Consider the following 24,178-nt stretch of genomic DNA (forward strand, 5'->3'; position numbering starts at 1 on the left):
AAGGGCGGTCGTGGCCGGTAGCGAGGGTGCCCAGGTCAATCCGGCTGTAGTGGCAGCCCGAGCGAACGGCGCATCTCGACTGCATCGAGCCCTCATTGACCGTGGTTGACCGCACGATGTGGCACGACTGTGGCACGCAGCCTTCTATCCGTAGCTCTAGCCAGATCGGTCAGCCACGGCCATACCGACCGCCGCGAGGCCCCTAGCAAGCGGTGGGGGCCGAAGATGGCTGTTGCAGTTGCGATATCGCGCTGCTGTACAACCGCCACCAGTGACATACCCGTTCTCGCCCCAACGCAGCTCTCTAGCCCAAACCTCCTCCTCGGGTCGGTAGCTCCGATTAGCATTCCTGACCACAGCATGAAGGGGGCGGAACCATGTCAGAGCTTGCGCAGGACAGTGACTGGGTCGAGGTAGATGAAGAGGGAGCAGATCCGGACTCGGACGAGACCAACGCAGCAGCTCCACCCGAGGAGTTGACCTCGACCGAGAAGAACGTGGTCCGAGACCTAGCTAGCCACAATATCGACCTTAAAGAAATCGGCACTAGCCATCTGACCTTCTCCTCTCACCCGAATTGGGATGAAGGTTCCCATGCGGGAACCCTGCTTCCCCGAGACCGCGCCGCCGATTTGCTCAACCAGCTTCAGCGCGGCGCTTTTCTCTGTAAAAGGTGGGCCGGGATTGCAATTCCGAATTCCGGCTACATCGAGGTACTCATTCGTCCCAATGGCTACATCGCAGCTAACAGTTCCCTGATGCGATCTTTCATGCATTCAGTCCCGGAGGATGTGGATGCGGTTTGCAGGCACACTGGCGGTGCTGAACCTTTTCTGAGCCTGCAAGATCTGATCGCCACCAGAGACCAGGCGCCTCGACTGCATCTCACGGATGAGGCTGCGTGCGTAGAAATCTCTGGACCTTCGCCGGCATGTCATGTATTGACGAACTCAGGATATAGGAATCGGGCGAGGTTTTTTCTCAGCTTGAAAATCGATTTCGGGCACTCGATGAAACAAGAGGACCTGGAGTCCGCAGCGGAGCCAATCTTGAATTCTCTTGTTTATGAACTCGAAGTTCGCAATGGGGTTAAAACCCGGCTCGTGCGGTGGCCTCCGAAATACGACCGGCGCCAGTTGATTCGTCGTGAGCGCGCTAGTCGTGTAGTCCGGTTTCCTCAGACCAGAATTGACCCAGAAGTATCTGTCCTCTTCGGCTTCGCTGGCAGCGCAACAGGAAACCCACCCCTGGCCTTCCTCTCCTACTATCAAGTACTTGAGAATTTCTTCCCGGTGGCGACTCGGAGAAGCGCTTTGCGCAAGTTGGAGCTAGAGCTCTCGGACCAACGTTTCGACCGTCACCAAGACAAGTTTTTGATGCGAATCCTGGCAGTCGGGGAGAATGCTGCAAGCTCTTCTGAGTCCGCGCAATTGCGGGTTCTGCTTGAGGAATTCGTCCGCGGGGGTTCCTTGCAAGATTTCTTCACCGAGCGCGACTGGGGGAAACATTTCACTAAGAACGGGCCCATCAGGGGCATCACGGACTCAATCAACCCGGAAAATCGTCAGGTATCTCTGAGTCAGCAGGTTGCTGACCGCGTATATAAGATTCGCAACAGAATTGTCCATGCCAAGGATGACCCGAAGTTCGATAGCGTCCCGGCGCTGCTTCCGCAAAGCGACGAAGCGGAGTCTTTGTGGCCGGACATCGAGCTTGTTCGGTTGCTTGCGTTTGAAGTCATCCTAAGTACTCAAACTCGCATCAGGAACAGCTGACCGTCAGGAAAACGCGGATACCACTTTTAACTTCATAGTCGGGCCAAGCCGCCTGATCAAAGACGCCTGCCGTCACGGGGCATGCTGCCCCGTTCACCTCAACCCATGCCCCACCCCAGCTCCCATCCCGTCCGCCGTCGACCCACACACCGTGGAGCGGGCGTGGTTCATGGCGTCCAGGTGGAGCGCGCCACTGTACGAACGACCTGGACGCCATGGGCCGCGTCTGCTCGGCTCTGCCTGGGTCGACGGTGGACGGGATGGGAGCCCCCACGCTCACCACGATGAGCCCGCGGACGGGAACGGCGCCCCCTCCATCCCGGTGCCGGCCGATCCCCCGCCGGAGGCATCATCTTGTGCCCGCGGATGACGTCCCGCCTTTGCCCGCTTGCGCGCAGCGCGCCGACGGGCGCGGCCAGCCGGGGCGGAGACAGGAGGCAGGCCGCGCCGCACAGGCGGCGCGCGCCCGCGCCGTGCGCGGGCCTTGATGAAGTAGGGAAAGTTCTATCGCGCGGGCGTCAGGCGCTTGCCGTCATGGCTCCGCACGTGCGGGCCCGCCCCATCCAAGGCATCCAGCAGGCGGATCGCGTAGACCTCGGACATCCGCTCCGCGACCTCTTCGGGCGTGAGCCAGTCGACCGCCGTCGATTCGCTGGACGTGCGCTCGGTGCCCCCGGACGGCTTGCAGCGGAAGACCAGAGCCACGATGCCTCGCGTCGTGTTTTTGTAGACCCCGGTCAGCTCATCCACCGCGACGTGAATGCCAGTCTCCTCAAGGACCTCGCGGGCGACGCCGGCCTCCGGAGGCTCGTCGAGTTCGAGTACGCCACCAGGCAGTTCCCAGGTGCCGTTGTCCGCGCGCCTGATCGCCAGGAGTCGGCCGTCGTCGCGGACCACCACTCCGGCCACCGACACGGAGTGCAGCGGCGTTGACTGGCCTTCCCGGGCGCTGTTACTCATGTACAGGAGCATAGGAGGAAGAGAAGGACTATGGGAACTGCGGTAGGAGAGGGGAGGGCCGTACCTCGGTACGTGCAGATCGCTGAAGACATCGTTCAGCAGATCAGGGGAGGAGTCCTCAAGCCCGGCGACATGGTGCCGAGTGAGTCGGAGCTCGTGGAGCGCTACGGCGTATCCGGCGGGACGATTCGCAAGGCCATGGTCGAGGTGCGGGCCAGTGGGCTCGTGGAGACCCGGCACGGCAAGGGCTCGATCGTGAAGGATCGGCCACCGGTACGGCTCCGCTCGTCGGACCGCTTCCGGCGTTCCCATCGGCAGGGCGGCAAGGCTGCATATCTGGCGGAGTCCGCGCAGTCCGGCGCCGCCGCAAAGGTGAGCGTGCTCTACATCGGGCCCATGGAGGCTCCCGCGGATGCCGCCGAGCGGCTGGGCGTGGCGGCCGGCACTCAGGTGCTCGCCCGCCGGCGCCTCTACTTCCGGAACGGCACGCCCGTCGAGACGGCTACGTCTTACCTGCCGTGGGGCGTCGTCAAGGACATCCCCGAGTTGTTCGCCGAGAACCCCGGCGGTGGTGGCATCTATGCCCGACTCGAAGACCACGGGCACGAGTTCGCCGAGTTCGTCGAGACGCTGCAAGCGCGCTCGGCCTCCAAGGCGGAGGCGTCCGAGCTGGCGCTCAGTCCCGGTGCTCCCGTGATTCATCTGGTCCGTGAGGCCGTGACGACCGAGGGTCGCGTGGTCGAGGTGTGCGACACCCTCATGGCCGCTGACCAGTTCGTTTTTGAGTACCGGATCCCCGCCGCCGACTGACGCTCGCTCAACTCTCCACAGCCCGTCGTGACTTATCTGTCGCGGCGGGTTGACTCATGTATAGGAGTGGTGCACTCTTCTTCATGTCACTCATGTACATGAGTGGCGGAGTTCAGCATCTATATAGGAGTGATCCGCTGTGCGTCAGATCCCCGTCGACACCTCCACCGCCACCGTGATGGTCGCCAAGAACCCGCAACCCAAGGTCAAGGACCGCCGGACCGGCGAACTCGCCCTCGACGCCGAGACCGGCGCGAAGCTGCTGACCGTGGACGTGATGTTCGCGGCTAACGACGAGGTGGAGATCCTTTCCGTGACCGTCCCGGAGCCGGGCGTCTCCGGCGAGCTGACCATGGGCACCCCGGTCGCGCTCACCGGCCTGATCGCACGCCCGTGGGAGAACGAGTTCAACGGTCAGAAGCGGCACGGCATCGCCTTCCGCGCGGTCGCGGTCACCTCGCTCGCCGCGGCTGCTATGAAGCCGAAGGCGGCCTGATCATGACCGGCTTCACGGTCGCGCTGGTGCTGGTCGTCGCTGCCGCAGTGCTCCTGCGGTGGCGGCGCCCCGCCTGGTACTGGATGGCCTTCGGGGTCACCTTCGCCGCCGTGCGGGTCGCCATCCGCTACGCCTCCGTCATGGACGCTTGCGGGCTGACCGTCCCGCCGTCGCGCTGGCGCCTCTCGCTCGCCCGGATCACCAATCGCCCGGTGCCCGAGCCGCGAGCGCCGCGCATCCTTCGCTTCCGGCCGACCCGTACTGGCCTTGTCTTACGGCTCAAGCTCCGCCCGGGACAGGACGCGTTCGACGTCTCCGCCGCGACCGACCGACTTCGCCACTCCTTCGGCATGTACGGCGTCACCTCACGAGAACTTTGCTCGGGCGTCGTCGAGTTGAGGATGACCGGCTATGACGTGCTCAAGCGGGTGCAGATGCCGGCCAAGATCGACACCAATCCGATGCGCATCCCTGTCGCCCTGCGCGAGGACGGCGCCGTGCACTACCGCGACTATCGGGCCGTCCCGCACGGGCTCACCCTCGGCGCCACCGAGTCCGGCAAGTCCGTCTACCAGCGCAACCTCGTCGCCGGGCTCGCCGCGCAGAACGTCGCCCTCGTCGGCATCGACTGCAAGCAGGGCGTCGAGCTGTTTCCGCTGGCCCGCCGCTTCTCCGCCCTCGCCGACAACCCGGACACCGCCCTCGAACTCCTCGACGCGCTCGTCGCCCAAATGGAGGCCGTCTACCAGCTCATCCGCGCCGAGCAGCGCGTCAGCGTCAACGTCCCCGACGCGGAGATCGCCGCCGACATCTGGGATTTGCCCGAGGACCTGCGCCCGATCCCCGTCGTCGTCCTGGTCGACGAGGTCGCCGAACTCGCGCTCTTCGCAAGCAAGGAAGAAGAGAAGCGGCGAGACCGGATCATCACCGACCTGGTCCGGCTCGCCCAGCTCGGCCGCGCCGCCGGCATCTACCTGGAGATCTGCGGCCAGCGCTTCGGCTCCGAACTCGGCAAGGGCATCACGATGCTCCGTGCCCAGCTCACCGGCCGCACCGCGCACCGCGTCAACGACGAGTCCAGCGCCAACATGGCCTTCGGCGACATCGCCCCGGACGCCGTCCTCGCCGCCATCCAGATCCCCACCGAGTCGCCCGGCATCGCCGTAGCCGCTGACTCGACTGGTGGATGGGCCCGCATCCGCGCCCCGCACACCTCGCTGCGCGAGGCAGTGAACATCTGCAACCGGCACGCCGACCGCACCCCGGACCTGCCCGAGCTGGCACCGTTCCGGCCCGCCGTCGCCCCGCTCTCCTCGGCCAGTACGCCGCTCTCCAAGGCCGTCCCCGCCACGGCCTGACCACTCCCGTACCTCGGCCGGCGCGACCGTATCCGCGCCACGTCCCTACCCCACCCATGCCTGAAATCGGAGGTGAACCAGTGGACGCCTACGAGGACTTCGAACGCACTGTCCAGCTCTTCGGCGCACTGGCCCGGTACGCACAACTGGCCCACGCCGACGAGGAGTTCGTGGCCGTGCTGGGCCCGGCCATCGCCGTCTCGCTTCCGCGCGATGTCGTCCCGCCCCTGCCTCCCGGCTACGACCCGGCTGACGGGCCCGAATACCCGGGCGAGGGCTCGGAATGATCCGGACCGCGATCCGCCCGGATGCCGTTCTCGTCCAGGCCGTCATCGCCGGAGCGCTCTCCTTCGCTCATCTGCACGACCTCGCTGCCGCTGCCGGACAGGACGGCTGGAAGGCGTGGGCCTATCCGGTCAGCGTCGACCTGTTGCTCGTCGCCGCCTGGCGTCGGCTCCGCAGCGACGGCCCGTCCCGATTGGCTTGGGCCTGGTTCGTGATCGCGCTGGTGGCCTCGCTCGGCGCCAACGTCGCCACGGCCGGATTCCTCGACCTGGCCCACCCTCCCGCCTGGCTCCGCTTCGGAGTCGCCGGTTGGCCCGCCCTCGCCTTCCTCGGCGGAACGCTCCTCGCCCACACCGCCCACGAGACGGACGAGGTGCGAGTGCCGGATCGGCCGGCGCCCGTAGACGCGGAATCCGCACCCGCAATCCCGGCTCCCGCAACGTCCGCCCCGGAGCCGGAAGCCCCGCAGGCTCCCGCGGCCGACGAAGCTCCCGCGCTTCCGGCCGCCGTCATCCCGACACCGCCCGTCCCTGCCGCCCTCGTCGACCACGCCCGCAAGGTCGCCGACGACCACCACGCCCGGACCGGCACTGCGATCGACACCGACACCCTTCGGGCCCGGCTCGGCGTCCCGCCCCAGCTCGCCGACGCCATCGCCGCCCAACTCGCCTGACTCGCCTGACTCGAAAGGAGAACCGCCCATGCCTGCCCGAGACCACTTCCACTCCGTGATGCGGATCGGCCCCGTCCAGATCGGCACCCACCGCGACCGCCGTGGCCAGACCCGGCACGCCGCCGTCTGCACCGCCGACCGCTGCGGCTGGTCCTCCGACTACTCCAGCCAGAGCGCCGCCCAGCTCGCCGCGCGCACCCACCGCTGCAACGTCCGCTAGGAGGCCACCGCCATGCACGTCCCGCTCTGGCTCGCCCTGATCGCCGTCGGCTACCTCGGCATCAAGCTCATCCGCCCGCCCTGGTGGCTCGTGGCCGTGCTCCTGCTCGGCGGCTACCTCCTCGCCGACAGCCTGCTCTCCCCGGTCATCGATACAGCTGTCAAGTAACCACCTGCCGCAGGGAGTTCCGCGATGTTCCGTCCGAAGATCCCGACCATGCCCCAGCCGACCGGCATCGTCACCCCGCACGCCGTCGTCGTCGAGCCGACCAGCATCACGCAGTACACCCCGGCGCCCGCGCCGACAGCCGCGCCGATCGCCGCGCCGGCCTCGACCCGGCCCACGGTCCAGCTCACGCCCGGCGCCCTGGTCGCCCTCGTCGGCGGCGGTACGGCCGTGGTCCTGGTCGTCGGCGCCGTCCTGGTCTCGATGCTCCTCGCGGTCGCCATCACCGGCGTCTCGCTCGCCATCTGCGCGCTCGTCATCCGCTCGCTGATCTCCTCCGAGCACAAGCGCCGCTGACCGGCCCCCGGGCGACCTCGATACCGCCAAGCATCCGCCGCCCGGGAGCCGTGCCCCAACCGATCTACCGATCTCACAACCGGAAGGAACCCCCAGCATGACCGCCCACACCCACCCCTCCACACGGGAGGGCACCCGTGTCTGACACCCTGCTCGACCCGGTGACCCTCGGCGACCTGCTGAGGGTGGCTTCGGCCGACGACTACGACCGCTGGCAGGACCAGATCCGCCGCACCGGAGGCTGCGCCGACCCGATCCACCTCACCGGCTGGACCCTCACCAAGGACAAGACGACCGGCGAGACCCTGCACCACTACTCCACCGAGGCCGAACCCGGCGGCCGCCTCCGCCTCGCCTGCGGCAACCGCCGCGCCTCCCGCTGCCCGTCCTGCGCCTGGACGTACGCGGGGGACACCTACCACCTCATCCGTGCCGGACTGGCCGGAGACGACCGCCGGGACATTCCCTCCACGGTCCGCGACCACCCGCGCGTGTTCGCCACCCTCACCGCCCCGTCCTTCGGCCCGGTCCACAACCGCCCCGACTCCGGAGCCTGCCGCTGCGGCACCCGCCACGCGTCCGACGACCCGGCCCTCGGCATGGCCCTCGACCCGACGACGTACGACTACGCCGCCGCCGTCCTCTTCAACAACCACGCGGGCGACCTGTGGATGCGCTTCACGACCCGCCTCCGCCGCGAAATCGCCGCCCGCGCCGGCCTCTCCCAACGGGAGCTGAAGGAGTCGGCCCGCCTCTCGTACGGCAAGGTCGCCGAGTTCCAGAAGCGCGGAGCCCTGCACTTCCATGCCGTGATCCGCATCGACGGCCCGGACGGCCCAGAGGCCCCGCCGCCGTCGTGGGCCACGGTCACACTCCTCACCGACGCGATCCACGCAGCTGCTTCGCACAGCTACACCTCCGTGTCCGTCCCGGCCGCCGACGACCAGCCCGCACGCACCTTCCACTGGGGCAAGCAACTCGACGTACGCCCCGTCAAAGCCTTCGGCGACGGCTCCGACATCACCGAACAGGCAGTGGCCTCGTACATCGCCAAGTACGCCACCAAGGCCGCCGAGAACACCGGCACGCTCGACCGCCGAATCACCGAACTCGCCGACCTCGAACGCCACCAGGTCCCCGACCACACCCGCCGCCTGATCGAAGCCTGCAAGCACCTCGACCCGCTCTACCCGGACCGCCGCCTCTGGGCCTGGGCGCACATGCTCGGCTTCCGCGGCCACTTCAGCTCCAAGTCCCGCCGCTACTCGACCACCCTCGGCGAACTCCGCCAGGCCCGCGCCGACTTCCGCGCCGCCCAAGAACACGAAGTGCTCGGCACGCCCGACTTCAAGCCGGACACCGTCCTTGTCCTGGCCGACTGGCAATACGCCGGCCACGGCCACACTCCCGGCGAGTCCGCCCTCGCCGCCACCATCGCCCGCGGCCTCCAACTCAACCGCGACACCGCCCGCGAGGCCCTGGCCGTATCCGTCGACGAGGGGGAGTGGTGACCGTGGACCGCTTGCTCACCGTCGCGGAAGTCGCCGAAGCCCTGGGCACCACGGTTCGCTTCCCACGTCGCCTCATCGAGGAACGCCGCATCACCTTCGTCAGGGTCGGCCGACACGTCCGTATCCCCGAAAGCGCCGTGTCGTCCTACGTCACCGAACACACCGTCCAGCCCGCCCGAATCCGCCGTGCGGGATTGCGGAGGGCTGCCTGATGGCCAACAAGAAGGGCAGACGCCGCCGCTTCGGTGCCGTGCGGCAGTACCGCTCAGGCAGTTGGACCGCTTCCTACCTGGGCCCCGATGGGGAGCGGGTTCGCGCGGACGAGACGTTCGAGACAAAGAAGGACGCAGAGGTCTGGCTGTCCCAGGTCGAGGCCGACCTCAGTCGAGGGGACTGGCGCGCTCCCGACGCCGGGGCGGTCAACTTCCGTGTCTACGCGGAGAAGTGGGTCGAGGAGCGTGAGCTGGCCATTCGCACCGAGGATCTGTACAAGCACCTCCTGCGGCTGCACATCCTCCCGACCTTCGGCACGCTGGACCTGGACGAGATCACGGCTCCTCGCGTCCGGGAATGGCGGGCTGAGCGCCTTCGCACCACCAAGGCCAAGACCACAGTTGCCAAGGCGTACCGCCTCCTCAAAGCCATCATGGAGACGGCCGTCGACGACGACCTGATCAGTCGCAATCCGTGCCGGATCAAGGGAGCGGGCAAGGAATCCGCTGCCGAGCGACAGGTCGCCACCGTCGCCCAGGTCGATGCCCTCGCCGACGCGATCGGTCCCCGCTGGCGCCTCATGGTCTACCTCGGTGCGTACGGTCCGATGCGACCGGAAGAGCTGGCCGGTCTGCGGCGTAGGGATGTCGACCCTGACGCCCTCGTGGTTCGTGTCCGGGTAGCGGAGCCTGAGCGCACAAACGGCCGGCGCGCCCCGGGGCCGACCAAGTCCGATGCCGGCGCCCGCGTCGTCGTGCTCCCGGCCTTCCTGCGCCGCGAGGTTCAGTGGCATCTCGACTGGTGGGCCGAGAAGAGGCCGGACGGGTTGCTCTTCGTCGGGGAGCGCGGCGGCGCCTTCCGTCGCACCACGTTCGGGAAGGTCTGGCGTCGGGTTCGAGTTACGGCGGGCCTTCCGGAGGGCTTCCGGTTCTACGATCTTCGCCACACCGGTCACACGCTGTCGACGCGCTCCGGCGCCACGCTCAAGGACACGATGGTCCGTGCGGGGCAGTCATCGGAGAAGGCCGCGCTGATCTATCAGCATTCCGATCACGAGCGTCAGCGTGAGGTCGCCGACGGGCTCGACGAGATGGTGCGCACTCAGCGTGCGAAGCACCACAAGGAGCCGCCCGACAGCCGTAATGGTGCGGATGTGGTGCGCGACAGCTGAACAGGTCCAGACAACAAAGAACCCCCGGGTCTACGACCTGGGGGTTTCTTATGGAGCGGGTGACGAGAATCGAACTCGCACTCTCAGCTTGGGAAGCTGATGTTCTACCACTAAACTACACCCGCACAGTACGGCCGTTGCGATGATCCGTACTCGCGGACACTGTACCTCATCCCGGGCCCCGGGCGCGTGAGCGCCGGGGCCCGGCTGCGTTCCGAGGCCTGGAAGTGACTGCGGGTGAAGGGAGTTGGGGCGTACGGTGGGGGGACCGCGCGAGGGTTGTTCAGAGGCGGAGTGCCGCGTGGATTCGCGTCCCTTTCATCCCGTAATGTGACCCCGTCGTCGGTCAGGAAACTGACCACATGGCTCGTGGGGAAGGGACTCCGGGACTTGATGGACTCGATGGAGCGCACCGTCGTCCGATGTGCCGAGGGGCACGTGTTCAGCACCGCTTCGTTCCCGATGCAGCAGGCCGACCGACTCGGTCCCGGCCGGCTCATCCGGTGCCCGCGGTGCGCCCGGCTCCGGCACTCGGTTCCTGTGGGATCCGACAAGCGGTAGCGGCAGGCGGAAGCAGTGGCTCAGCGCGGGGGCCCGCCGATTGTGGCGGGCCCCCGCGCTCTGCGTATCCTCAGTGAGTGCTTCTCTCAGACAAGGACATCCGGGCCGAGATCGACGCCGGGCGGGTGCGGATCGATCCCTACGACGAATCCATGGTGCAGCCGTCGAGCATCGACGTACGTCTCGACCGCTACTTCCGGGTGTTCGAGAACCACAAGTACCCGCACATCGACCCGAGCGTCGAGCAGGCGGACCTGACCCGGACGGTGGAGCCGGAGGGCGACGAGCCGTTCATCCTGCACCCGGGTGAGTTCGTGCTCGCGTCGACGTACGAGGTCATCTCGCTGCCCGACGACCTGGCCTCGCGCCTGGAGGGCAAGAGCTCGCTGGGCCGCCTCGGCCTCGTCACGCACTCCACGGCCGGGTTCATCGACCCGGGCTTCAGCGGCCACGTGACGCTGGAACTGTCGAACCTCGCGACGCTCCCCATCAAGCTGTGGCCCGGCATGAAGATCGGCCAGCTGTGCATGTTCCGGCTGTCGTCGCCCGCCGAGTACCCGTACGGCAGCGAGCGATACGGTTCGCGTTACCAGGGGCAGCGTGGGCCGACGGCCTCCCGCTCCTTCCAGAATTTCCATCGGACCCAGGTGTGAGCGGCAGCAACATGAGTGACGTGCGCGAGAACCTTACGTACGAGATGTTCGGCGGCGCCGTGCGCGAGCTCGCGCAGACCATCGCCGACGACGGCTACGAGCCGGACGTCATCCTGAGCATCGCGCGCGGCGGCGTCTTCGTCGCGGGCGGCCTCGCATATGCCCTGGACTGCAAGAACATCCACCTGGTCAACGTGGAGTTCTACACCGGCGTGGGAACGACCCTCGAGATGCCGGTCATGCTCGCGCCCGTGCCGAACGCGATCGACTTCAGCGACAAGAAGGTGCTGATCACCGACGACGTCGCCGACACCGGCAAGACGCTGAAGCTGGTCCACGACTTCTGCCTCGACCACGTGGCCGAGGTCCGGTCCGCCGTGATCTACGAGAAGTCGCATTCGCTGGTGAAGTGCGAGTACGTGTGGAAGCGCACGGACGACTGGATCAACTTCCCGTGGTCCGTCGAGCCGCCCGTCGTGAAGCGCGACGACCAGGTCCTCGACGCCTGAGCCACAGCAGATGTGAAGAAGGGCCCGGCGCCGTCGCACGAACGACGGCGCCGGGCCCTTCTGTGCGTGTGCTCAGAGCGTCAGAACGTGCCCAGCTTGATGATCGACAGCAGGGCGATCAGCTGGATCGCGGAGGCGGCCAGGGCCTTCGGCCAGGGGAGGTCGTGGGACTTGGAGACCATCGCGGTCAGCAGGGCGCCGGCGGCCAGCCAGGTGGCCCAGCCGAGCAGCTGCACGAACATCTCGTCGCCGCCGAGGAACATGCCGACGACCAGGCGCGGGGCGTCGGTGAGGCAGGCGATCAGCATGGACAGGCCGACCGTGGGCTGCCATGCGCCGTCGCCGCCGAGCTGGCGGGCCAGGGTGTGCGTGACGACGCCGAGGATGAAGAAGCTGATCGTGACGGCGATGCCGGTGGTCAGGACGTAGGGGATCGCCGACGACATCGTCGCGTTGATCACGTCCTTGCGGGCGCCGTCGAAGCCGAAGATCGCGAGCAGGCCGTAGACGAAGGTGACGACGAGGGCGGGGCCCCACATCGCGTAGTCCCGCATCTGGAGGTACGTCTGGTTGGGGCGCAGGACGACTCCGGAGAGGAGTTCCTTCCAGTGCAGGCGGGGGCCGACGGGGCCCGCCGGGGCCGCGCCCGCCTGGTACGTGGCGCCCTGGTTGTACGGGTCGTCGTGCACCGAGAAGGCCTGCGTGTGGCCCGGGTTGTTCGCCGCGTACGGGTCGGGACCGGCGCCGCCGAAGTACTCCGGCTCGCCGTGCCCGCCGCCCTGGGGCCACTGCTGCTGAGGCGCCTGCTGGGGCGCCTGCCGCGGTTGCCCGTACGGCTGCTGCGGGTACTGCTGCGGTTGTCCGTACGGGGGGTGCCCTTGCTGCGGCGCTTCGCGGTTGTCCCGGCCGCGTCCGTTCCTGAATCCAGCCACGTAGTCGAACGTACCTGGTTTCGACGACCCGGTGCCGGGCCCGAGGGGATCGGGCCCGGCATTGCCGCTGAGCTGTGACATCCCTTACGGGGTGGCCCTAGGGGTCATGGGAGGTACGCCGAGACGGGCGGCTCGGAGATGTCCGTCACGCCCACCGTGGTGATACCCGTCGCGGAGCCGGGCAGCCTCAGCGAGCCGTTTCCGCCGTCGACGTAGAGGTCGGCCGTGCCGTCGCCGTTCGCGTCGCGCAGCCGCACCACATCGCCGAAGGCGTCGTAGGGGTTCAGCGGCCCGGGTACGCCGGGGGTGTTGCGGGCGAACCACTGGGAGCCGGTGCCGGAGAGACCACTGGCGCGGCCCTTGAGGACGTGGACTCCGCCCGCGTTGTCCTTACCGTCGATCGCCTCGTCGCGCACACCGATCGCCAGGTCCTGATAGCCGTCCCCGTTGACGTCGCCCGCGGAGATCGACGACGCGAAGTTGTCGTAGTTCTCCGGAGTGCCGGCCATGCCGTCGGAGGACTGGGTGATGCGGGTGCTGGTGGAGGGGCCCGACGAGGAACCCTTCCAGACGGTGAGTCGGCCCTTGTGCCTCGAGTAGAGAGGCGTGCCCACGGCGATGTCGCCGTAGCCGTCCTTGTCGAAGTCGGCGATGACGCCGTCGCCGCCGAGTTCGGCGCGCCCGACGTCGCCGTCGATGGAGGCCAGGCGGAGGGTGCTGCCGGAGGTGAGCGCGCTCGATCCGCCCTTGATGAACCAGGCGTCGGCGGCCGAGTACGAGGACGTGACCACGTCCCCGATGATCACGAGGTCCGTTTTGCCGTCGCCGTTGACCTTCCCCGAGATCAGGGCCGTCGAGTAGAAGGACGTCGTCTTGTCGAGCTTCGTGACGGTGCCGGTGGTGCCGGAGCGGGTGAACGGGCCGCGGTAGACGTAGGTGACCGCACCGTTGACGAGGGCCAGGTCTTGATGGCCGTCGCCGTTGAAGTCGCCGGTCGCCAGGTCCCGGCCCATGCCGCCGACCGGGTTCTTGTTCGCCACCGTCGTGCCGGTGGACAGGCCCTTCGGTGAACCCCACAAGATGGTCACGGCGCCCCGGGCGGCTCCCTGGGAGTTCTTCTCGTTGACCGCTGCCACGGCGAGGTCGCCGTAGCCGTCCTGGTCGAAGTCGGCGGCGGCACGCACCTCGCCGAACTCGTCGTCGGCCTCGTCGGCGCCGGGCACGCCGGGGCTGGCCTGGCTGATGCGCTGGGCGTCGGCGGTGCCGGGGCCGCTCGCGGTGCCGAACACGACGGCGACGCTGCCGCCGTCCCCGTCGCTGAAGCTGGGGTACGCGTAGTCGCGGTAGCCGTCGCCGTTGAAGTCGTCGGCGTACTTGGCGGGGGCCGCCGCGGCCTGCGTGGCCGGCAGGGCGAGGGCGCCGGACACCGTCAGGGTGGCGGCGAGGAGGAGGGCGCGTTTGTGCATGGGGGACTCCGGGATCAGGTGCTGGGCCGGCGCCCCCGTTCTGGGGCGGGGGCGCCGGGTGGTGGTGCGTGGCTGAGCCGGGCCGGTCAGTTGGCGGCGTTCGCGGCGAACTCCGGGTAGCCGTCCGTGCTGACGCCGGCGGCTGTCGTGGAGATCGAGCGGGCGCCCGTCGTGGTGATCTTGGTGCCGTTGGACGGGAGGTAGGTCAGGGCGCCGTTGAAGTCGTTCTCGCCGATCGCGCCGACCATCAGGTCGGACTTGCCGTCGCCGGTGACGTCGGTGAGCTTGACCTCGGAGCCGAAGTAGTCGTGCGCCTCGTCGTCGCCGGGGACGCCGGGGGTGGACTGGGCGAAGAACTGGGTGCCGGACATCGTGTCGATGCCGTTCGGGGAGCCGTAGAGGACGGTGACGGAGCCGGTGTCGACGACCGAGGGGCTGCCGAGGTTCTCGCCGGCGGCGCCCACGACGAGATCCTGGAAGCCGTCGCCGTTGACGTCACCGAGGGAGACCTCGCCGCCGAACCAGTCGCCGCGCTCGGAGCCGCCGGGCACGTTGCCGGAGTCCTGGGTGACGTTGGTGGTGCCGGCCGGGCCGGAGGCCGAGCCGTACGTGATGTGGACCTGGCCGCCGACGACGGACTCGGGGACGGAGGGGTACTCCGAGCCGTCCTTCTCCGGGTCCCAGTCCTGGCCGGTGACGATGTCGGCGTAGCCGTCGCCGTTGACGTCGCCGATGCCGGTGATGATGCCGCGCTTGAGCGTCTTGGCGCCGCTCATGGTGAGACCGGAGGAGGAGCCGGGGATGTAGTAGTTCGTGTTCCAGCCCATCTCGGAGCTGGTCTCGTAGCCGTTGACGACGAGGTCGGTCCGCTTGTCGCCGTTGACGTCGCCGGCGGTGAGGTTGAGCGGGCCGTTGGAGCCGCCGCTCATGATGGCGGGCTTGATGGTGTAACGGCCGCCCGTGGTGCCGGACTTGGTGATGCCGCCCTTGTAGACGTACACGGTGGCGCTGGACGACCCGACGGCGAGGTCGTCCGTGCCGTCGCCGTCGAAGTCGCCCGCGGCCAGGGTGCGGCCCCAGCGGTCGTGGGAGGAGACGGCCGGGTCGGGGAGCGTCGTGCCGCCGGTCAGGCCGCCGGCGGAGCCCCACAGGATGGTGACCATGCCGCCGTCGGTGTCCCCGTCGATGTCCTCGTAGGAGGCGGAGACGGCGAGGTCGTCGAAGCCGTCGTGGTTGAAGTCGCCGTAGGCGCTCACCCAACCGAAGTGGTCGGCCTTCTCGGCGCCGCCCGGGACGCCCGGGGAGTTCTGGGTGATCGTGGTGCGCTTGCTCGACGTGACGCCGGACGCGGAGCCGTAGAGGGCGACGATCGAGCCGGCCTCCTTGTAGCCGGCGACGGTCGCGTCGCCCGCGGAGAACGCGACGTCGCCGTACCCGTCACCGTTGAAGTCGGCCTCGTGGTGGTGGACGGAGTCGCCGGCCGTGGCGGTGCCCGTGCCGGTGACGATCAGGGCGCCGGTCAGGGCCGCGGCGACGGCGGTCGCCGTGAGGAGGTGTCTGTGCTTGGCCATACGTGGCTCCTGCTGCAGGGGATGCCTGGCGGGCATCCGCGACGATGAGGTGCCGGTTTCGCCGTCGTTCACCCGGAGTTGTCCTGGGCATGATCGGCGGTTCGGCGAACAGGAGACTCGTCGTGGGGCGCGAGGGTTGTACGGGGCTGATGACAAATTGTGTCAGCCGGTGAACTCCGTGGTGGAGAAGGTGACGGCGGGGTCGGACGAGGCGAGCACGGGCTCCGTGATGCCGCGCAGCACTTCGACCGTGTCGGTGTCGCCGTCCGCCGCGGCGCGTTGCAGGACGAGGTCGTCCCTGCCGTCGCCGTCGAAGTCCGCGACGGCGACGACGCGGCCCTTCACGGAGGGGCCCGCCAGGACCTTGGTGCCGCTGTGCAGCATGCGGACGGGGTCGCCGGAGTCGCCGGAGACGACGAGGTCGGTGCGGCCGTCGCCGTCGAAGTCGCCCGCGTCCAGGGCCGATCCGGTCGGCGCGGGGAGCTTCACCGTGCGGCCCGCCGCGCCTTGGGGGCCGTAGAGGGTGATGCCGGTGGTGGTGAGGACGGCGGCGCCGGGGGTCGTGCCGAAGCGGCCGAACGCCACGTCCTCGCCTGCCGGGTACGTGGCTCCGGGGCGGCCGGGGCCGGTCGGGCCGCCGCGGACGAGGGCGGAGCGGGCGGTGCCGGTGTGGGCGCGGACCAGGACGTCGTCGGCGCCGTCGCCGTCGAGGTCGGAGGCGGGGCCGGCCGGGAGGTTGCCGGAGGCCTGGACGAGGCGGGCGGTGCCGCGGGGGGCTCCGGCGCGGGTGAACGGGCCGGGCAGGAAGGTGAGTCGGCCGCCGCTGGCGTGGACGACGAGGTCGCCGTCGCCGTCGTCGTCGAAGTCGCCGCAGACGGGCTGGTCGGGCCAGTCGTTGCCGAAGCGGGCCTTGTCCGGGATGCGGAGGGTGACGGCCCTGCCGGAGATGCCGGTGGGGGAGCCGAAGAGGATCTGCACGGGGACGGGGGGCCGGCCCTGGCCGTCGTAGGGCGGGTCGGTGGAGACGACCAGGTCGGAGAAGCCGTCGCGGTTGAGGTCGCAGGCGGCCTCGGAGCTGAACGCGGCCGGGATCTGGCCCTTGGTCGGGGCGGCGTACTTGGCGGGGGAGAGCAGTTGGCGGGTGGCCGGGTCGGGGCCGTGCTTCTTGCGGCCGTAGACGATGCCGATGCCGGGGTCGTCGCCGAGGCCCTGGTGGGCGAGGTCGTCGAGGACGAGGTCGGGGGTGCCGTCGCCGTTGAAGTCGGAGGGGACCTTGCTGCCCTTGCCTTCGGGGATCGGGCGGCTCTGGGTGTGGGCCTTCTTGGCGGACAGGGCCGAGGAGTCGGTCTTGTCGGTGGAGGTGCCGTCGCCGGAGCAGGCCGCCAGGGTCAGGGTGAGGGCGAGCGCCAGTGCTCCGCTGATGCCGAGTGTCCTGGTTCTCGCGTTCACCGTGTGTCCCCGCCCGCTTTTTTGTGTGTGTGACCGGAACATGATGGCTTTTGGCGGGCGGGAGGTTAAGGGGCGGGGGGTGGCTACTGCGTCACGTGGGGTGCGGGTGGGTGGGGCTTCTCGCGCAGTTCCCCGCGCCCCTGAGATGCGCACTTCGTGCGCCGTCTCAGGGGCGCGGGCCGTGGTCAGTCGTCGATGGCGGCTCCGAAGCGGGCGTTCTGGTAGGGGGCGTGGAGGGAGCCGGCGCCGTAGGTCCAGGAACCCGTGGCGGTGACGCCGCCCGATCCGGCGGAGAAGACCCAGATCACGCCGTCGTTCGTGTTCTCGCCCGGCGCCGAGGCGAGGAGCCCGAAGCGGCCGTCGTCGTTCGGGTCGGTGAACGCGACCTGCGCGCCGAACTTGTCGCCCTTCTCGGCGGTGCCCGGCACGTTCGCCGAGTTCTGGTTGAAGTCCTTCACGCCGGTCGCGGTGAGGCCGCCCGCGGACCCGCGCAGCACCCAGACCGCGCCGGCGTCGGCGACCGTGCCGATGTCCTCGCCGGACGCGCCGACGGCCAGGTCGGCGAAGCCGTCGCCGTTGGTGTCGCCGACCGAGAGGTCGCTGCCCCAGCCGTCGCCCTTCTCGGCGGTGCCGGGCACCCCGGTGGTGTTCTGCGTCCACCACTCGGGCGCGCCGTAGGGGCCGGTGGCCGAGCCGTAGTGGACGCCGACGACGCCGCCGGTCAGGGTCTCGCCGCCGTCGTCGGGGCTGTGGGGTTCGCCGGTGATGAGGTCGTCCATGCCGTCCCCGTTGACGTCGCCGGAGGCCACGACGGGGCCGCCGCGCACGGCGAGGATGGGCAGCGGGTCGGCGTCGGAGGCGGTGCCGGGCAGGACGTAGGACCAGCCGTGGCCGGGCTCGGAGCCGATGGAGGTGCCGGAGACGACGAGGTCGGCGAAGCCGTTGGCGTCGTAGTCGCCGGTGGTGAGGGACATGGGCTGGATGCCGTCCGGCTCGTCCTGGGCGGCGCGGGCGGCGGGCGCGTTCCGGGTGAAGTTGCGCCGGGACTCGCGGGCGAGGTTCTTGCCGGTGCTGCGGGCGGCGGCGGGGGCCGTCTCGTAGCGGTAGATCGAGAGGCCGGCGTTGTCGAGGACGGCGAGGAGGTCGCCGGGGGTCTCGTCGGAGAAGTGGGCGGCGGCGAGCGCGGAGCCGAAGTGGCGTCCGGCGGCGAGTTCGTCGGACTGGAGCCAGGTGCTGTCGGCGCCGGTGAGGCCTCTGGGGGTGCCCCAGAAGACGACGCCGCCGCCGGAGTCGGCCAGGGAGGCGAGGTCCTCGCCGGGCGCGCCGACGATCGCGTCGTCGTAGCCGTCGCCGTCGAGGTCGCCGGTGGCGACGGCCTGGCCGAACGCGTCCCCGGTCTCGGCGGCGCCGGGCACCCCGGTGGTGTCCTGGCTGAACACCGCGGAGCGGGTGGTGCCCATGCCGCCGGACCCGCCGTACTGGACGGTGACGAGTCCGGCGCCGGTGTGCCCGCCGACGGTGGCGCCGGGCGCGCCGACGAGCACGTCGTCGTAGCCGTCGCCGTTGAAGTCGGTGTTGCGGTCGTTCGCACGGGTCCCGCCGGGCGTGCCGGCGTACGCGGACGGGGCGGTGGCGATGAACATGCCGCCGAGAAGAAGGAATGACGCCGCTGCGAGGGCGGCCGAACGGTTCTTGCGCACGTGCGGCTCCTGGGCTGACGGAGGGCCGGGCAGCGCGGGGGGACGGCCGGAAAGGGCCCGTTCCTTTTCCGACATACCGTTTGACACGGGATCAACCGGAAGGGTTGTACGGCCCTTACAGCAGCTTTCTTACGACAAAGAGGGCACCCCGTGCATACACGGGATGCCCTCGATGGCGTACGGGAGACCGCCTCAGAGGCTGACGCCTCCCGGTCGACCGGCTACTTGACCGGCTCCGGCTCCGGCGCGTCCTCGCTCTCCGTCTCGCCCGCCGGGTCGGCCGGCGTCTTGACGGAGTCGAGGAGCAGCTGGGCGACGTCGACGACCTGGATGGACTCCTTGGCCTTGCCGTCGTTCTTCTTGCCGTTGACCGAGTCGGTCAGCATGACGAGGCAGAACGGGCAGGCGGTGGAGACGATGTCCGGGTTGAGGGACAGGGCCTCGTCGACGCGCTCGTTGTTGATGCGCTTGCCGATGCGCTCTTCCATCCACATGCGGGCGCCGCCGGCGCCGCAGCAGAAGCCGCGCTCCTTGTGGCGGTGCATCTCCTCGTTGCGCAGGCCCGGGACCTTGCCGATGATCTCGCGCGGGGGCGTGTAGATCTTGTTGTGGCGGCCCAGGTAGCAGGGGTCGTGGTACGTGATGATGCCCTCGACCGGGGTCACGGGGATCAGCTTGCCCTCGTCCACCAGGTGCTGGAGCAGCTGGGTGTGGTGGATGACCTCGTAGTCGCCGCCGATCTGCGGGTACTCGTTGCCGATCGTGTTGAGGCAGTGCGGGCAGGTGGCGACGATCTTCTTGGCGGTGCGGGGCTTCTTGGACTCCTCCGTCACCTTGCCGTCGTCGTCGTACTCTTCGCCGAAGGCCATGTTGAGCGCCATGACGTTCTCCTGGCCGAGCTGCTGGAAGAGCGGCTCGTTGCCCAGGCGGCGGGCGGAGTCACCGGTGCACTTCTCGTCGCCGCCCATGATCGCGAACTTGACGCCCGCGATGTTGAGCAGCTCGGCGAAGGCCTTGGTGGTCTTCTTGGCGCGGTCCTCGAGGGCGCCGGCGCAGCCGACCCAGTAGAGGTACTCGACCTCGGTGAGGTCCTCGATGTCCTTGCCGACGACCGGCACCTCGAAGTCGAGCTCCTTGAGCCACTCCAGGCGCTGCTTCTTGGCGAGGCCCCAGGGGTTGCCCTTCTTCTCCAGGTTCTTGAGCATCGTGCCCGCCTCGGACGGGAACGCGGACTCGATCATCACCTGGTAGCGGCGCATGTCGACGATGTGGTCGATGTGCTCGATGTCGACCGGGCACTGCTCGACGCAGGCGCCGCAGGTGGTGCAGGACCACAGGACGTCGGGGTCGATGACGCCGTTCTCTTCGGCGGTGCCGATCAGCGGGCGCTCGGCCTCGGCCAGGGCGGCCGCAGGGACGTCCTTCAGCTGCTCCTCGGTCGCCTTCTCCTCGCCCTCCATGGACTTGCCGCCACCCGCGAGCAGGTAGGGCGCCTTGGCGTGCGCGTGGTCGCGCAGCGACATGATGAGGAGCTTCGGGGAGAGCGGCTTGCCCGTGTTCCAGGCGGGGCACTGCGACTGGCAGCGGCCGCACTCGGTGCAGGTGGAGAAGTCGAGCAGGCCCTTCCAGGAGAAGTGCTCGATCTGCGAGACGCCGTAGACGTCGTCGTCCGAGGGGTCCTCGAAGTCGATCGGCTCGCCCTTGGAGGTCATCGGGAGCAGCTCGCCGAGCGAGGTGTCGCCCTTGGCGTTCCGCTTGAACCAGATGTTCGGGAAGGCCAGGAAGCGGTGCCAGGCGACACCCATGTCGGTCTTCAGGGCGACCGTGATCATCCAGATGAAGGAGGTCGCGATCTTCAGACCGGCGAAGAAGTAGGTGAGGTTCTGGAGCGTGGAGACGTCCAGGCCCTCCAGCGCGTTGACGACCGGGTACGAGATGAAGAAGGAGGCCTCGTAGCTGTCGACGTGGTGCTGGGCGCCTTCGAGGGCGTGCAGCATGAAGATGCAGACGCCGACGATGAGGATGACGGCCTCGACGAAGTACGCCTGGCCGAAGTTGGAGCCGGCGAAGCGGGACTTGCGGCCCGGCTTGCGCGGGTGGGACAGCTGGCGGATCGCGATGAGGACGACGATGCCCAGGACCGTCATGGTGCCGATGAACTCGACGAAGACGTTGTAGGGCGCCCACTCGCCGATGATCGGCAGCAGCCAGTCGGCCTGGAACAGCTGGCCGATGGCGTTGACGATCGTCAGCAGCAGGGAGAAGAAGCCCACCGCCACGAACCAGTGCGCGACACCGACGACGCCCCAGCGGTTCATGCGGGTGTGGCCGAGGAACTCCCTGGCCACGGTGAGGGTGCGCTGTGCGGGATCGTCCGTGCGGGTGCCCTTGGGCACGTTCTGGCCGAGCCGCATGAAGTTGTAGATCTGCAGGAGAGCACGGACGAACAGCGCCGCGCCCACCACGATCAGAACCAGCGACACGATGATCGCGGCGAGTTGCATTGGGGGCTCCTCGGGCCTGCGAGGGGAGGTCTCTTTGGTGACCGACGATTGATTACTAAGCGGTAACTTATGCAGTCCGTCTGAGACTACCCACTTACCCGGTCGCAATGTAGTCGCCAGGGTCGTGATCTGTGTCGCTGAGGTACCACTCACCGGGCCGGGCGGCGGACTCGGGCTGCGCCGCGCGATAGATCGTGTTATTCGCCCCATATTTGGACATAACGGATTACCTTAAGTCGGTATCCGGACGGGCGAGCCCCCCGGTGTCATCCCGATACCGCAATCAGTCGAGGGGCCCGATGGACGCTCTCACCTACCTGGTCACCGGCGGCGCGGGCTTCATCGGCTCGCATCTGACGGACGCCCTCCTCGACCGGGGCCACACCGTCGTCGTGCTCGACGACCTCTCCACGGGCGACCGCGCCAACCTCGACCGCGCCTGGCCGCAGCGCGGGCTGCGCTTCGTGCGCGGCTCCGTCCTCGACGACCGGCTCGTCGACGAGCTCACCGGCCGCTGCGACGTCGTCGTCCACCTCGCCGCCACCGTCGGCGCCCGCGTCGCCGCCCGCCCCCTCGACTCCTTCACCGCGAACGTGCGCGGCACCGAGACCGTCGTCGCCGCCGCCCTGCGCCACCGCCGCCGGCTGCTGCTCGCCTCCACCTCCGAGATCTACGGGAAGAACGGCGCGGGCCCGCTCGCCGAGACCGACGACCGGATCCTCGGCCAGACCACCGTGGCCCGCTGGTCGCACTCCACCGCCAAGGCCGTCGACGAGATCCTCGCCCTCGGCCACCACCGCGAACACGGCCTGCCCGTCACCGTCGCCCGGCTGTTCAACACCGCCGGACCGCGCCAGGCGCCCGGCTGCGGCGCCGTCGTGCCGACCTTCGCCGCGCAGGCGCTCGCCGGCCGGCCCCTCACCGTCCACGGCGACGGCACCCAGCGGCGCTGCCTCGCCCACGTCGACGACGTCACCGACGCGCTGCTGCGGCTCCTGGACCACCCCGGCGCCGTCGGCGAGGTGATCAACGTCGGCTGCGGCGAGCCGACCGCCGTCGCCGACCTCGCGGGCCTCGTCGTCGAGCGCGCCGGCTCCCCGTCCCCGCTCCGCTTCGTCCCCCACGACACCGGCGCACCCGGCGACGAGGACCCGACCCGGATCCCCGACACCGGCAAACTGCGCGCCCTCACCGGCTGGCGGCCCCGCCGCACCCTCGACGACATCGTCGACGCGGCCCTCGCCGACGCCGCCGCCCGCCGGCCCACCGCGCCGCTCGCCACCGCGGCCCGGGGCTGACGTGCTGTACGGGACCGCCGCCGCGTCGGCCGCGCTGCTGCTCACCACCCTGCTGACCGCCGCCCTGCGCCCCCTCGCGCTCGGCCGGCGCCGCCGCCGGGGCGTCGCCTTGCGCGGCGCACCGCGCGTCGGCGGCCTCGCGCTCGTCACCGCCACCGGGGCGCTCGCCGCCACCGGAGCCCTGACCGGCGCCGTGCCGCTCGACCCGGCGACGACCGCGCTGCTCGCCGGCGCCACCGTCGTCGGCCTGCTCGGGCTCGCCGACGGACTGCGACCCGGCGGACTCGACGCGCGGCTGCGGATCGCCGTCGAGGTCGCGGCGGCCACGGTCGTCGTGCACTTCGCCGGGCTCGGGCCGCTCACCGGGGCGCTCGCCGTGCTGTGGATCGTCTTCGTCACCCGCGCCTTCCGGCAGCTCGACACCTCCGAGGGCGTCATGGGCACCGTCGGCGTCGTCACCGCGCTCGGCCTGTGCGTGTGCGCGGGCGCCGAGGGGCTCGGCGCGCTCGCGGTGCTCCTCGCGCTGCTCGCCGCCGCGCTCACCGGACACCTGATGCACGCCTGGTACCCGGCGCGGGCCCGGGCCGGCGGCTGCGGGGCCCTCTACACAGGGTTCCTCGTCGCCGGCGCCGCGCTCCTGGTCAACGCGGAGCACACCGCGCCCGAACCGGCCGCCTCCCTGTTCGCGCTCACCGCCGTGCCCGCCGCCGACGCCGTGCTCGCCCTCGTGACCCGGCGCCGGGCCCGCCGCCCCGGCCACCTCGCGCACCGCCTGCGCCGGCTCGGCCTGACCGCGCCCGGCGCGGCCGTCGCCCTGGGCGTCGCGACCGCGCTCACCACCGTCGTCGGCGTCCTGCTCCACCGGGGCGCGCTCGGCCCCGAGGCCGTGTGGTGGCCGGCCGCCGCGCTCGCGCTCGCCGTGCTCCTCGCGCTGCGCGACCCGAAGGCTTCCGAGGCGACAGAGGCGGTACGAACCGAAGGGGTACGCACATGAGGACGTTCGGCGGGGCCCGGGAGCTGGTGCGCCGGCTGGTCCAGGACGAGATCGACCTGGTGCTGGACTCCGGCGCCCACGACGGCGGCTTCGGACGCGGCCTGCGCCGGGCCGGATACCGCGGCCGGATCGTCTCCTTCGAGCCCTTCGGCGGCCCCCGCGCCGGGGTCCGCCGGGCCGCCTCCCGCGACACCGCCTGGCAGGTGCTCCCGTACGCCCTCGGCGACCGCGACACCCGCTGGACCCGCCGCCTCGACGGCATGTGGGAGGAGGTCGTCGCCCCCGGCGAACGCGTCCTCCTCCAGGTCGACCGCCACCCCGAACTCCCCCAGATCCTCGCCGGAGCGGGCCCCTTCGGGGAGGACCTGGCCCTCGTACGGACCGGGGTCGCGGGAGAGGCGGCGTTCGCATGACGGGCCCCTCGCAGGGCGCGCCGGGGGTCGGGCTCGGTCGCGGTGGGTGCGGGGAGCCGGACGGGGCGGTGGTCGCGTGAGGATCGCGCTGGTGGACGGTTTCCGCGCGGGGCCTCGGGCCTCGGGCGGGGGTG

Annotated in this window: 24 protein-coding genes and 1 tRNA gene; 17 read left to right on the forward strand and 8 right to left on the reverse strand. The window is 69.7% G+C overall.

Going from position 1 to position 24,178, the window contains the following annotated elements; genetic code table 11:
* Positions 1-377 precede the first annotated feature (377 nt).
* Positions 378-1,775 carry a hypothetical protein gene (locus ACZ4E1_RS11310; RefSeq protein WP_467538052.1) on the forward strand — a complete coding sequence of 466 codons (1,398 nt, stop codon included), beginning with the start codon at positions 378-380 and terminating at the stop codon, positions 1,773-1,775.
* 504 nt (positions 1,776-2,279) lie between these two features.
* Here ACZ4E1_RS11310 and ACZ4E1_RS11315 read toward each other — a convergent pair.
* Positions 2,280-2,747, reverse strand: a complete 468-nt coding sequence (locus ACZ4E1_RS11315; protein WP_467538053.1) for an NUDIX hydrolase — start codon at positions 2,745-2,747, stop codon at positions 2,280-2,282.
* 18 nt (positions 2,748-2,765) lie between these two features.
* Here ACZ4E1_RS11315 and ACZ4E1_RS11320 point away from each other — a divergent pair, with 18 nt between their 5' ends.
* From ACZ4E1_RS11320 to ACZ4E1_RS11370, 11 genes are all read left to right on the forward strand, one after another.
* Complete coding sequence (locus ACZ4E1_RS11320) at positions 2,766-3,545, forward strand: GntR family transcriptional regulator (protein ID WP_467538055.1); 780 nt, start codon at positions 2,766-2,768, stop codon at positions 3,543-3,545.
* A gap of 139 nt (positions 3,546-3,684) precedes the next feature.
* On the forward strand, positions 3,685-4,041 hold the full coding sequence (locus ACZ4E1_RS11325) for an SCO3933 family regulatory protein (RefSeq protein ID WP_467538056.1): 357 nt from the start codon (positions 3,685-3,687) through the stop codon (positions 4,039-4,041).
* 2 nt (positions 4,042-4,043) lie between these two features.
* Complete coding sequence (locus ACZ4E1_RS11330) at positions 4,044-5,399, forward strand: FtsK/SpoIIIE domain-containing protein (protein ID WP_467538058.1); 1,356 nt, start codon at positions 4,044-4,046, stop codon at positions 5,397-5,399.
* Positions 5,400-5,479: 80 nt separating this feature from the next.
* A complete protein-coding gene (locus tag ACZ4E1_RS11335; RefSeq protein ID WP_467538059.1) occupies positions 5,480-5,686 on the forward strand; it encodes a hypothetical protein in 207 nt (68 codons plus the stop codon).
* Positions 5,683-6,357, forward strand: a complete 675-nt coding sequence (locus tag ACZ4E1_RS11340) for a DUF2637 domain-containing protein (RefSeq protein WP_467538061.1) — start codon at positions 5,683-5,685, stop codon at positions 6,355-6,357. Before ACZ4E1_RS11335 ends, ACZ4E1_RS11340 begins: the two co-directional genes overlap by 4 nt.
* Positions 6,358-6,385: 28 nt before the next feature.
* Positions 6,386-6,577 carry a mobile element transfer protein gene (locus ACZ4E1_RS11345; RefSeq protein WP_467538063.1) on the forward strand — a complete coding sequence of 64 codons (192 nt, stop codon included), beginning with the start codon at positions 6,386-6,388 and terminating at the stop codon, positions 6,575-6,577.
* Between the two features lie 12 nt (positions 6,578-6,589).
* Positions 6,590-6,745, forward strand: a complete 156-nt coding sequence (locus tag ACZ4E1_RS11350) for a hypothetical protein (protein ID WP_467538065.1) — start codon at positions 6,590-6,592, stop codon at positions 6,743-6,745.
* 24 nt (positions 6,746-6,769) lie between these two features.
* Positions 6,770-7,099 carry a SpdD-like protein gene (locus tag ACZ4E1_RS11355; RefSeq protein WP_467538067.1) on the forward strand — a complete coding sequence of 110 codons (330 nt, stop codon included), beginning with the start codon at positions 6,770-6,772 and terminating at the stop codon, positions 7,097-7,099.
* Between the two features lie 137 nt (positions 7,100-7,236).
* Complete coding sequence (repSA, locus tag ACZ4E1_RS11360; protein WP_467538068.1) at positions 7,237-8,610, forward strand: replication initiator protein RepSA; 1,374 nt, start codon at positions 7,237-7,239, stop codon at positions 8,608-8,610.
* A complete protein-coding gene (locus ACZ4E1_RS11365; RefSeq protein ID WP_467538069.1) occupies positions 8,604-8,822 on the forward strand; it encodes an excisionase family DNA-binding protein in 219 nt (72 codons plus the stop codon). The genes repSA and ACZ4E1_RS11365 overlap by 7 nt, the downstream gene beginning before the upstream one ends.
* The gene (locus tag ACZ4E1_RS11370) at positions 8,822-9,994 is read left to right on the forward strand and encodes a tyrosine-type recombinase/integrase (RefSeq protein ID WP_467538070.1); all 1,173 of its coding nucleotides are present in this window, start codon (positions 8,822-8,824) and stop codon (positions 9,992-9,994) included. The genes ACZ4E1_RS11365 and ACZ4E1_RS11370 overlap by 1 nt, the downstream gene beginning before the upstream one ends.
* A 51-nt stretch (positions 9,995-10,045) precedes the next feature.
* Here ACZ4E1_RS11370 and ACZ4E1_RS11375 read toward each other — a convergent pair.
* A tRNA-Gly gene (locus ACZ4E1_RS11375) sits at positions 10,046-10,119 on the reverse strand.
* A 513-nt stretch (positions 10,120-10,632) separates the two neighbouring features.
* On the opposite strand from ACZ4E1_RS11375, the gene dcd reads away from it, so the two are divergent.
* Together dcd and ACZ4E1_RS11385 are read left to right on the forward strand one after the other, a co-directional pair.
* On the forward strand, positions 10,633-11,208 hold the full coding sequence (dcd, locus tag ACZ4E1_RS11380) for a dCTP deaminase (protein WP_188338099.1): 576 nt from the start codon (positions 10,633-10,635) through the stop codon (positions 11,206-11,208).
* 11 nt (positions 11,209-11,219) lie between these two features.
* A complete protein-coding gene (locus tag ACZ4E1_RS11385; protein ID WP_467538072.1) occupies positions 11,220-11,717 on the forward strand; it encodes a phosphoribosyltransferase in 498 nt (165 codons plus the stop codon).
* An 80-nt stretch (positions 11,718-11,797) separates the two neighbouring features.
* Here ACZ4E1_RS11385 and ACZ4E1_RS11390 read toward each other — a convergent pair whose 3' ends face one another.
* The 6 genes from ACZ4E1_RS11390 to ACZ4E1_RS11415 all read right to left on the reverse strand — a co-directional run bounded on the left by ACZ4E1_RS11390 (position 11,798) and on the right by ACZ4E1_RS11415 (position 21,339).
* Complete coding sequence (locus ACZ4E1_RS11390; protein ID WP_467538074.1) at positions 11,798-12,730, reverse strand: Yip1 family protein; 933 nt, start codon at positions 12,728-12,730, stop codon at positions 11,798-11,800.
* A 23-nt stretch (positions 12,731-12,753) separates the two neighbouring features.
* Positions 12,754-14,115, reverse strand: coding sequence for an FG-GAP and VCBS repeat-containing protein (locus ACZ4E1_RS11395; RefSeq protein ID WP_467538076.1), 1,362 nt, complete (start codon positions 14,113-14,115; stop codon positions 12,754-12,756).
* 86 nt (positions 14,116-14,201) lie between these two features.
* Positions 14,202-15,686 (reverse strand): FG-GAP repeat protein, encoded by a 1,485-nt coding sequence (locus ACZ4E1_RS11400; RefSeq protein ID WP_467538078.1) that lies wholly within the window; start codon positions 15,684-15,686, stop codon positions 14,202-14,204.
* Between the two features lie 162 nt (positions 15,687-15,848).
* On the reverse strand, positions 15,849-17,135 hold the full coding sequence (locus tag ACZ4E1_RS11405; RefSeq protein ID WP_467538080.1) for an FG-GAP repeat domain-containing protein: 1,287 nt from the start codon (positions 17,133-17,135) through the stop codon (positions 15,849-15,851).
* 185 nt (positions 17,136-17,320) lie between these two features.
* Complete coding sequence (locus ACZ4E1_RS11410) at positions 17,321-18,835, reverse strand: esterase (RefSeq protein WP_467538082.1); 1,515 nt, start codon at positions 18,833-18,835, stop codon at positions 17,321-17,323.
* Between the two features lie 221 nt (positions 18,836-19,056).
* A complete protein-coding gene (locus tag ACZ4E1_RS11415) occupies positions 19,057-21,339 on the reverse strand; it encodes a (Fe-S)-binding protein (RefSeq protein ID WP_467538084.1) in 2,283 nt (760 codons plus the stop codon).
* Positions 21,340-21,638: 299 nt separating this feature from the next.
* Here ACZ4E1_RS11415 and ACZ4E1_RS11420 point away from each other — a divergent pair, with 299 nt between their 5' ends.
* The 3 genes from ACZ4E1_RS11420 to ACZ4E1_RS11430 are packed head-to-tail and all read left to right on the forward strand — an operon-like array spanning position 21,639 to position 24,044.
* Positions 21,639-22,637, forward strand: coding sequence for an NAD-dependent epimerase/dehydratase family protein (locus tag ACZ4E1_RS11420; protein ID WP_467538087.1), 999 nt, complete (start codon positions 21,639-21,641; stop codon positions 22,635-22,637).
* Position 22,638: 1 nt separating this feature from the next.
* A complete protein-coding gene (locus ACZ4E1_RS11425) occupies positions 22,639-23,631 on the forward strand; it encodes an MraY family glycosyltransferase (protein WP_467538089.1) in 993 nt (330 codons plus the stop codon).
* Positions 23,628-24,044, forward strand: coding sequence for a class I SAM-dependent methyltransferase (locus ACZ4E1_RS11430; RefSeq protein ID WP_467538090.1), 417 nt, complete (start codon positions 23,628-23,630; stop codon positions 24,042-24,044). The genes ACZ4E1_RS11425 and ACZ4E1_RS11430 overlap by 4 nt, the downstream gene beginning before the upstream one ends.
* Positions 24,045-24,178 lie beyond the last annotated feature (134 nt).

This window comes from Streptomyces sp. NPDC025806 (assembly GCF_055558275.1).